Source organism: Microbispora sp. H11081 (genome assembly GCF_012999535.1).
Classification (GTDB): domain Bacteria; phylum Actinomycetota; class Actinomycetes; order Streptosporangiales; family Streptosporangiaceae; genus Microbispora.
Genome location: NZ_JABBWV010000047.1, coordinates 1 through 634 on the forward strand (window position 1 = coordinate 1; position 634 = coordinate 634).

Below are 634 nucleotides of genomic sequence, written 5' to 3' on the forward strand. Positions count from 1 at the left end.
TTGCTTGTCTGTGATGTGACTGCGTGCCTTTTGAAGAATGAGCCTGCGAGTTATGGTGTGTGGCGAGGTTAACCCGTGTGGGGGAGCCGTAGCGAAAGCGAGTCTGAATAGGGCGTTTGAGTCGCATGCTGTAGACCCGAAGCGGAGTGATCTACGCATGGGCAGGTTGAAGCGTGGGTAAGACCGCGTGGAGGACCGAACCCACCAGGGTTGAAAACCTGGGGGATGACCTGTGTGTAGGGGTGAAAGGCCAATCAAACTCCGTGATAGCTGGTTCTCCCCGAAATGCATTTAGGTGCAGCGTTGCGTGGTGCTTGCCGGAGGTAGGGCTCTGGATGGCTGATGGGCCCGACAAGGTTACTGACGTCAGCCAAACTTCGAATGCCGGTAAGTGGAGCGTGGCAGTGAGACTGCGGGGGATAAGCTCCGTGGTCGAGAGGGAAACAGCCCAGATCACCGACTAAGGCCCCTAAGCGTGTGCTAAGTGGGAAAGGATGTGGAGTCGCAGTGACAACCAGGAGGTTGGCTTAGAAGCAGCCATCCTTGAAAGAGTGCGTAATAGCTCACTGGTCAAGTGATTCTGCGCCGATAATGTAGCGGGGCTCAAGTACACCGCCGAAGTCGTGGCACCTGC

1 rRNA gene is annotated in these 634 nt (G+C 56.3%); it reads left to right on the plus strand.

The annotated features are described in order from the left end of the window. Positions 1-634: ribosomal RNA gene (locus HHX31_RS33945) — 23S ribosomal RNA — on the plus strand; the annotation flags it as partial.